Annotated in this window: 7 protein-coding genes and 1 pseudogene; 3 read left to right on the top strand and 5 right to left on the bottom strand. The window is 68.7% G+C overall.

Annotation, left to right across the window (positions count from 1 at the left end):
* Positions 1-190: pseudogene (locus MJ783_RS09380) on the bottom strand (hypothetical protein); the annotation flags it as partial.
* Between the two features lie 311 nt (positions 191-501).
* On the opposite strand from MJ783_RS09380, the gene MJ783_RS09375 reads away from it, so the two are divergent.
* Positions 502-897 carry a cold-shock protein gene (locus MJ783_RS09375; RefSeq protein ID WP_239309992.1) on the top strand — a complete coding sequence of 132 codons (396 nt, stop codon included), beginning with the start codon at positions 502-504 and terminating at the stop codon, positions 895-897.
* Between the two features lie 71 nt (positions 898-968).
* On the opposite strand, the gene MJ783_RS09370 is transcribed toward MJ783_RS09375, so the two are convergent.
* The 4 genes from MJ783_RS09370 to MJ783_RS09355 all read right to left on the bottom strand — a co-directional run bounded on the left by MJ783_RS09370 (position 969) and on the right by MJ783_RS09355 (position 4,912).
* The gene (locus tag MJ783_RS09370) at positions 969-1,802 is read right to left on the bottom strand and encodes a 1,4-dihydroxy-6-naphthoate synthase (RefSeq protein WP_239309991.1); all 834 of its coding nucleotides are present in this window, start codon (positions 1,800-1,802) and stop codon (positions 969-971) included.
* Positions 1,799-2,731, bottom strand: coding sequence for a futalosine hydrolase (gene mqnB, locus MJ783_RS09365; RefSeq protein ID WP_239309990.1), 933 nt, complete (start codon positions 2,729-2,731; stop codon positions 1,799-1,801). Before mqnB ends, MJ783_RS09370 begins: the two co-directional genes overlap by 4 nt.
* A 63-nt stretch (positions 2,732-2,794) precedes the next feature.
* Complete coding sequence (locus MJ783_RS09360; RefSeq protein ID WP_239309989.1) at positions 2,795-3,241, bottom strand: hypothetical protein; 447 nt, start codon at positions 3,239-3,241, stop codon at positions 2,795-2,797.
* Between the two features lie 258 nt (positions 3,242-3,499).
* Positions 3,500-4,912, bottom strand: a complete 1,413-nt coding sequence (locus MJ783_RS09355) for an MFS transporter (protein ID WP_370651577.1) — start codon at positions 4,910-4,912, stop codon at positions 3,500-3,502.
* Between the two features lie 252 nt (positions 4,913-5,164).
* On the opposite strand from MJ783_RS09355, the gene MJ783_RS09350 reads away from it, so the two are divergent.
* A complete protein-coding gene (locus MJ783_RS09350) occupies positions 5,165-6,136 on the top strand; it encodes a DUF3027 domain-containing protein (RefSeq protein ID WP_370651576.1) in 972 nt (323 codons plus the stop codon).
* A gap of 103 nt (positions 6,137-6,239) precedes the next feature.
* Positions 6,240-8,516: a phosphoribosylformylglycinamidine synthase subunit PurL gene (purL, locus tag MJ783_RS09345; RefSeq protein ID WP_239309988.1), complete on the top strand. Its 2,277-nt coding sequence runs from the start codon at positions 6,240-6,242 to the stop codon at positions 8,514-8,516.
* The last annotated feature ends 187 nt before the right edge of the window (positions 8,517-8,703 follow it).

The raw sequence follows: 8,703 nt of genomic DNA, 5'->3' as shown, positions 1-8,703 counted from the left end.
CCGGCGCGGGGGAGAGCACAGCGGCCACGATCGCGACGAGCGCGACCCCGAGGCCGATCGTCAATCCGCCCGCCGCCAGCACGTTCAACCAGGTGGGCCGCTCGGTGACACCGAAGAAGAAAGGGATGATGATGATCGCGGTGGCGACGAGGCCGACCGCGAAGAGGCTGGTCCCGATCCGGACGAGCATGTCCACCGTTCGTCCGCGCGTGTTCCCGGGGAGCGTGCGCGATACGGCCACGGATGGTCGTGGCGCCGTCGGCCGATCAGACCGGTGGGGTTGTTGGTAAGCCACACCGGCCAGCCTACGGATCGCCGGGTGATTCCTGCTGCCCACGCCGGCACGAGAAGCCGGTGGCCGGGTCGTCGTTGCCCGCCGGTTGGCCGTGATCGGGTACGAATAGGCGCGGATGACCGCTCACGGCCGTGTCCCCGGATAGCCTTGGAGACCTCGACATCTGACTGAACAGTCTCCCTTCGCCACGCAGAACGAGGTCGCCCGTGCCCACCGGCAGAGTCAAGTGGTTCGACGTCGACAAGGGCTTCGGCTTTCTCAGCCGTGATGACGGCGGTGATGTGTTCGTCCATAAGGGCGCGCTACCGCCAGGGGTGGAGAAGCTCAAGCCCGGCGACAGGGTCGAGTTCGGCGTTGCCGCGGGCCGAAAGGGCGATCAGGCGCTGTCGGTGCGGGTACTCGCGGCTCCGCCGTCGGTGGCGAAAGCCGCGGCACATGCGGCTCGGCGCAGCCCGGACGAGCTTCACAGCATGGTCGAGGATATGATCAAGCTGTTGGACGAGGTGCAGAACTCATTGCGCCGGGGGCGCTATCCGGATCGCCGGACAGCCCAGACAGTGGCCAAGGTCGTCCATGCGGTCGCCGATGAGCTGGAGGCTTGAGCGCTCGTCTCGGCGCTTGAGCCTGTTGCGGATCTTCGGTCCGGCGCTGGTCGAATCGGCCGGCGCCGCGGTCAGCGTGGCAGAGCTGGCATCGGCGGGACGAGCCCGGCGGTGGCCGCTCGTCCCAGCAGCGTCTCGATCGCCGTGTAGCCTTCGTCATCGAGTGACAGGGTGTAATTATTAACATACAGTTCGATATGGGCGTTCACGACCTCGGTGTCCATTTCCTGCGCGTTGTTCAGCACATAGGTCCGCGATGCCCGAGGGTCGGTGAAAGCCGCCGCGACGCTTGCCCGCACCGCGGCTGAGAGCGCGCTGCCGTCCAGCGCACGCCGGCCGAGGACGGCTCCCAGCGGGATGGGCAGGCCGGTTTCGGACTCCCACCAGTCGCCCAGGTCCGCCACAGCGGTGAGCCCGTAGGACGGGTAGGTGAACCGCGATTCGTGAATGACCAGGCCGGCGTCGTACCGCCCGTCGCGCACCGCTGGCATGATTTTTTCGAAGGGCAGGACGTCGATGCCGCCGACGCCGCGTCCCGCTGCCCACAGGCGGAACAACAGATAGGCGGTCGTGCGCATCCCGGGTATCGCGATACGCGCGCCGGACAGGTCGTCCCGGCCGGCGGTGACCACGAGTGGTCCACATCCGCGTCCCAGGGCGCTGCCCGCGGACAGCAGCTGGTAGGAGCCCAGCAGCCAGGGCAGAGCCGCGTAGGAGACCTTCACCAGGTCGTCGAGGCCGGCAACGGCGCGGGAGTTCAGCACGTCGATGTCCGCGAAGGTCACGGTGACCGGCGGTACGCCCGCAACGAGCCCGTGCGCCAGAGCGTGGAAGGCGAACGTGTCGTTTGGGCACGGCGAGATTGCCACGGACAACGGCGATGGCAGTGCTGACCGCGATGTCACCGTGTGCCGGCCCCGGGAGCCGGTTTGGCCGGCCCGGCGCCGCAGGCACTGCCGTCAGCGGCGGGCAGGACGCTGGCAAGCGTGTCGATGCCGGCGGCCAGACTGGCGGCGGCCGCGCTGAGCCCGGCGAGTGCCTCCGGCACGTCCCAACTCGACCGGTCACGATGACCGACCGCGTTGCTGACCGCGCGGACCTCGGCGAAAGGTGTGTCGAACGCCGCCGCGGCGACACCGACCGCGTAGCCTTCCATTGCCTCGGCGGCCGGGCCGAACCGCAGCGCCAGCGCCGCGGCCCGCCGCTCGGTCCCGGTGACCGTGGAGACGCTGAGTACGGGTCCGGTCCTGATTGTCCGTCCGGTGACCGCGAGCAGGGTGACGAGCCGCTCGACGACGCTCTCACGGGGAATCAGCCTGGACGGCCCGAGGCCGAGCTGCTCCAGGCTCAGGAACCCGTCGGCTCCGCTGTTCGCGCTGGATGCTGATCCGGTGGGCGGCGGCTGCGATGCGGGTTTGTCCAGCGGGCCGTCGGCGCCCGCCTCGGCACCGAGATCCGCGGCGACCAGCGCGTCCGCGACGACCAGGTCGCCGATATCGGCGCGGCCGGCGAAACCGCCCGCGATACCGAGGGAGATGACCAGGTCGAACGGGTCACCCGAAGCACGGGCGATCGCCAGCGCGGTCGCGGTACCCGCCGCCGCGGCCGGACCGGCCACTCCGGCAGCCAGGACGGTCACCGAACCAGACCGGCGTCCCAGGTAGGGGCCGAGCCGTACCGCGGTCAGGAGCTGGCGGTCCCATGACGGCACCGAGCCGCCGCGGGACGACGCGGCGCCGGCAACCGTGGCCCGCGGCTGCCACATCCCCATCATTCCGGCGCAGACCGCGTCAGCCTCCGGGCTGACCGCGGTGACCAGCAGGATTCGGTTCATACGGACCCCGATGCGGGGACGGGTCCTGAGCGCGTCTCGACCATGAAGTTGTCGATCATGAACCTATGGGTGGATGACAAGACGGAACGGCCAGCTTCCGGACGCTTGGCTGGAGCTACCGCTTGGCGCCTGGAAGATGGTCAGGGAGGCCTCGCCCTGTCCTTCCGGCACGGTCAGGCGGTAGTGCGGATCGGTTATGGTGTTGGAAATCCGGGCGTCGTTGGACGCCAGGAAATATCCATGGCTGGCAACCGACTTCGGAACGTCGATGTTGATCGTCTCCCCGGGAGCGGCGTGCAGCACCGGGAGCTGGTAGCCGGCATCCTTGATCACCCTGCCGTCGCGCTCGTACTGGGCGGCGTGCGCCTGTACGAAGTTTCGACCAGCCTGCATGCTCACCAGCGGCGTTGGCCGGTCGCAGCCAGTGAGCACTCCGACGAGCGCGCCGAGGACAGGCAGCACGATCAGGCGTTGCCATCGGATGCGGGGAAGTAGCCGAGATACGGACACGGTCGGAGGTTATCGTTCAGCACGGGTCGGATGCCGCTCGGATCGCGATCTGGCGAGTGGGTTGTCGGTCTCAGCTGATGGGGCTATTCCATCGGCGGTCCGGGCAGCCTGTCCCGCGGTCGCTCGCGGGTAGGCCGGGCTCGGGCGCATCACCGGGATCCGTTACGGCGTGTTCTGGAAGCCGTCGTTCGATCAGGGGGCCGCCTGGGGCGTGGCGAGCCGGACGGACGGCTTTCCGAAGCACACCCGAAGCACACCCTAGGACCGGACCGCGGTGTCCGGCAGCGTCGCCGCGTCTGGTAGCACCGCGGTGTCCTGGATGATCGCCGGGTGCCCGGCCGCGAGGGTTGCGCCCGCGGCTGGCCCGGCCCACCCCGGATTTTCCGAGCGTCCCCGACGGGCGCGGCTCGCGGCCCGTGCCCGGTACAGGGCCCGGGTCTCCACGAACATTGTGAGCAGGACCACCGCGGAGGCTGCCGCGAAGCCGAGCGTCCCCGGCATCTCGATCAGGCCGACCGCGGCGCCGGCGACCCACGCGAGCGCAATCGCGGTTTCCGAGCGGGCGAACGCGGAGTTGCGGGTGTCCTCGGCGATGTCACGTTGGATGATCGCGTCGAGGCCGAGCTTTCCCATTGAACCCGCCATGCTTGCCAGCAAGGCCGCCAGCAGCGAGGTGAGCCTTGTGTAGTTGATCGCGGCGCCGAGACAACCACCTGATGCCATCAGCAGCGACAGCATCAGCAGTGCCTCGGGCCGCCGGCGGCCCAGCCGCCCGCCGATGAACACGCCCAGGCCGCTGCCCACCCCCGCGCAGATCGCCAGCGCACCGAGCCAGAGATTGGTGCCACCGCTCGTCCGCAGCAGAAACGCCAGGTAGAAGGTGAGGAATCCGACCAGGCCGCGCAGCACCAGAGAAGCGCGGAGCGCGACCGGCAGGCCGCCCATGGCGCGCAGCAGGCGGCTGGCCATGTTCCGGTGGCTGACGATTGCTCCCAGCACAAAGGCGCGTTTCTCACCGGCGGCGGAGTCGACGTGTTTGGGCAGATTGAATGCCAGCAGGACGCCGGTCATGTAGACGATCGCACAGACCCGCAGCACCCATGGGTAACCGACATGGGGAATCTTGGCGATGGTGAGGCCAAGCGGCGCTACCGCCGAGCCAGCCGCGATGTTCACCAGGGAGACCCGGGAGTTGATTTTCACGAGGGTCAGCTCCGGGGGCATGACGCGGGGGATCACCGCGCTGCGGGCCACCCCGAACCCACGGGAGAGCATGAGCAGGCCGAGCGCGAGGGGGTAGACGGCCACCCCGTGCTCGAGGGAACCGGCGAGCTGCCAGGCCAGCATGCCGCGGGCCAGGCAGATCGCGGCCAGCGCGGTGCGGCGGCCGTGGGCGAACCGGTCCAGCACTGGGCCGATCACCGGCGCCAGCAGGGTGAACGGCACCATGGTGATCAGTAGGTACATGGCGACCTTCGACCGGGCCTCGCCCGTCGGCACGGCGAAGAAGAGGGAGCCGGCCAGCGCCACCGTCACCAGCGCGTCCCCCGCCGCGTTGACGACGGAAAGCTCGGTGAGGGCCGCGAGCCCCGACTGCTCGGCGCCGCCGCTGCGGCCGGACGCACGCAGCCTTCGAATCCCGCTGGTGACAGCACTGCCCACGTTCACCATCCAGAGTGTCCCCTCTCCCCAGGAGGACCACCGCGACCACGCGGCACACTTCCGGAACCTGTAGGCGACAATACGTACGTGGAGGCTCAGGATGTGCAGCGTGGCTCAGCGATAGCGACACCAACGGTAGCGTCGACATCGTCCGATCCGGGATCGTCCAGCCCGGGAACACCGACCTCGAAGCCATCTGCCGCGGATGGGAGCCGGGCTGATCCCCAGGCATCCGGGTCGCTGCCACGGACGAGCCGGGGCGTGTCGGCGCCCGCTGAGCCGGAGCCCCCGGAGCTGGCTGGGCGAGTGGCCCGGCCCCCCGCCTCGAAAACCTCGAAAACCTCGAAAACACCGAAAACACCGAAGGCCCCGCGGGCGGCCAAGGGGCCCAAACCGCCCGCGCTGGACGCCGCGTGCGCCACGGCTGTGGAGGAAGCCCGCGCCGCCGCGGTCACCGAGGCTGATGATCCGAGCTGTGTTGGCGAGCACCTCGGCGTCGAGGCGGAGGGCGAGCGTCTCGTCCTGCATCGCTTTGCGTGTACGGCCCGAGCCTATCCCGGTTGGGTGTGGACGGTGGTCGTGAGCCGCGCGTCGCGGATGCGGAAAGTCACTGTGGATGATGTTGTGCTGTTGCCCGGCGACGGCGCCCTGACCGCTCCGCAGTGGGTGCCGTGGTCGCAGCGGCTGCGACCGGGCGATGTCGGGGTCGGGGATCTGCTGCCGACCGCCGTGGACGACCCGCGGCTCACCCTGCGTCTCGGTGATGTTGAGGAGTTCGTCGACACCGACGCCTGGTATGAGATCGGGCTCGGCCGTCCGCGGTTGTTGTCCGTGCTGGGGCGTGACGATGCGCTTGCTCGTTGGTACGCAGGCGAGTCCGGCCCGGAGGCGTCTATCGCGCGGGTCGCTCCCGCGGCCTGTCAGACATGCGGTTTTCACGTTCGTCTGGCCGGTATTCTCGGCCGCGTGTTCGGGGTGTGCGCCAACGAGATGGCCCCGGATGACGGTCGGGTGACCGCCCTTGATCATGGCTGTGGGGCGCACTCGGAGGCGCTGGTCGCTCCCTCGGCGCATCCCGAGGCGGTTGTGTATGACGATGATCCGGGCGACCTGGAATCATCCGACCTGGAACTCATCGGTGTGTCGGCACACTCGCCCGGTTCGGTGCAAGACGATGGCGCTGGTGCGGTAACCGGCGACGGCGCCGGTCCAGAGCCCTACGGCCACTCCTGATGACAGCCTGGGTGTCCGTGTCATTTTTGTCGTTGTTGTCACGGTGGAACCACCGAGGCTGGGTGGCCGAGATCGGGTTGTCGCGGCCGGAACCTCCGGGAGGATGGACGACGTGACCGGCGTACCAACCACGGTATCCACGAGCCAGGCCCTTGGCCTCACCGATGAGGAGTACACCCGGATCGTTTCCGCGCTGGGTCGACCGCCGTCCGATGCCGAGCTTGCCATGTACGCGGTGATGTGGAGCGAGCACTGTTCGTATAAATCGTCCAAAGTGCACCTGCGGCGCTTTCGTGACATACCCGCCGGTGACCGCATGCTCGTCGGTATGGGCGAGAACGCCGGGGTGGTCGCTGTTGGTGAGGGCCTTGCCGTCACCTTCAAGATCGAATCACACAACCATCCGAGCTTCGTGGAGCCGTACCAGGGCGCGGCCACCGGCGTCGGTGGGATCGTCCGCGACATTCTGACGATGGGCGCCCGGCCTGTCGCCGTCCTTGACTCGCTGCGGTTCGGCGACGCGGACGCGCCCGACACAGCGCGGGTGCTGCCCGGGGTGGTCGCGGGTATTGGTGGCTACGGCAACTGCCTGGGCCTGCCGACGATCGGCGGGGAGGTCGTCTTCGATCCGTCCTATCTGGGGAACCCGCTGGTCAACGCCTTGTGCGTGGGGGTGATGCCGGTCGGGCGGATACAGACTTCGGCGGCAGCCGGGGTTGGCAACGCGGTCGTCCTGCTCGGCGCGAAGACCGGCCGGGACGGTATCGGGGGGGTGTCGGTCCTGGCCTCGGCGACCTTTGACGAGGGCGGCGGACCGGCCCGCCGGCCGTCGGTGCAGGTCGGCGACCCGTTCACCGAGAAAATCCTCATTGAGTCCTGTCTGGAGCTGTTCGACCGCGGGCTGGTCGTGGCTATCCAGGATCTCGGCGGCGCGGGGCTGACCTGCGCGCTGACCGAGACAACCGCGGCCGGGCTCGCCGCCGGTGGTCCCGGCGGCATGGCGGTCGATCTCGACCTCGTCCCGTTGCGGGAGGCGTCGATGGCGCCGCACGAGATCCTGGCGAGCGAGTCCCAGGAGCGGATGCTCGCGATCGTCGCTCCGGACTCGCTGGCAGAGGTGCTCACGGTCACCGAACGCTGGGGCGTCCTTGCCACTCGGATCGGAAGTGTTACTGACAGCGGTCGTCTTGTCATCCAGTGGCATGGCGAGGTTGTCGTCGACGTGCCACCCGGTTCGCTTGCCGACGACGGGCCTGTGTACAATCGGCCGATCCGCAGGCCGGCGGATCTGGACGCGCTGCGGGCCGACGACCCGGCGGTGCTGCCGCGTCCGATCAGCGGAGACGACCTGCGCTCAACTCTGTTGGCTATGATTGCTTCACCGAATCTGTGTTCAAAGACCTGGGTGACCGATCAGTACGACCGCTATGTGCAGGCCAATACCGTGCTCGCGCAGCCCGAGGATGCCGGGGTTGTCAGGCTCTCGGAGGAGACCGGTCTTGGTATCGCTCTGGCGACAGATGGTAACGGTCGGTATGCCCGGCTCGACCCGTTCACGGGCGCGCAGCTTGCCCTGGCTGAGGCATGCCGCAACGTGGCCGCCACCGGTGCCGTGCCGATCGCGGTCACGAACTGCCTGAACTTCGGTTCGCCCGAGGACCCGGAGGTCATGTGGCAGTTCGCCGAGGCGACCCGGGGGCTCGCGGAGGCCTGCCGCCACCTTGGCCTGCCGGTGACCGGCGGCAACGTCTCCTTCTACAACCAGACCGGCTCGATGCCCATCAATCCCACTCCGGTGGTCGGCGTCCTCGGCCTTTTTGACGACGTGGCCAGGCGTGTCGCGATCGGTTTCACCGACGAGGGCGACTCACTGCTGCTGCTTGGGGAGACCCATCCAGAGTTCGGCGGGTCCGAGTGGGCGTGGGTGTCGCACCGTCACCTGGGTGGGCAGCCGCCCGCGGTCGATCTCGCCGTGGAGAAGCTGCTGGCTGAGATCCTGGTTGCGGGTTCGCGTGACGGAATGCTGACCGCGGCGCACGACCTGTCCGACGGTGGTCTGGCGTCCGCTCTGGTCGAGTCGTGCCTGCGCGGGGGGCGTGGTGCCCGCATCGTCTTCCCCCGGGCCGCGGACGTGTTCACCGAGCTGTTCAGCGAGTCGGCTGGCCGAGCCGTGGTGGCCGTCCCCCGATCGGAGGAGCTGCGGTTCACCGACATGTGCGCTGCCCGCGGGCTGCCATGCCGGCGCATCGGCGTGGTGGACGGCGACACTCTCGACGTTCAGGACGCCTTCGCTATCAGCCTCGACGACCTCCAGAGGGCCCACTCGGCCACGCTGCCCGCGCTCTTCGGGGCTGCGGTCCCTGACAGCTGTCTGCCGTAACTCGCGCCATCTCGTGAGCGTTCCAGCCGAATGCGTTTCAAACATCGTCGCGGCTGTTGTGAGTATGTCAGAAATGACTTCCGCCGTGGTGCCGCATCAGATATTTCTGTCATAGCGGAGTAGTAGCGCCTGGTGACAGGGCAGCGTGAACCAGGCGTCCAGTCCTCAGGCGCCCGTGGGCGTTCTC

The organism is Protofrankia sp. Cj3, assembly GCF_917627355.1.
Lineage (GTDB): Bacteria > Actinomycetota > Actinomycetes > Frankiales > Frankiaceae > Protofrankia.
Note: the sequence above shows the minus strand (reverse complement) of the source record. Positions and strands in the feature narration are given on the sequence as shown.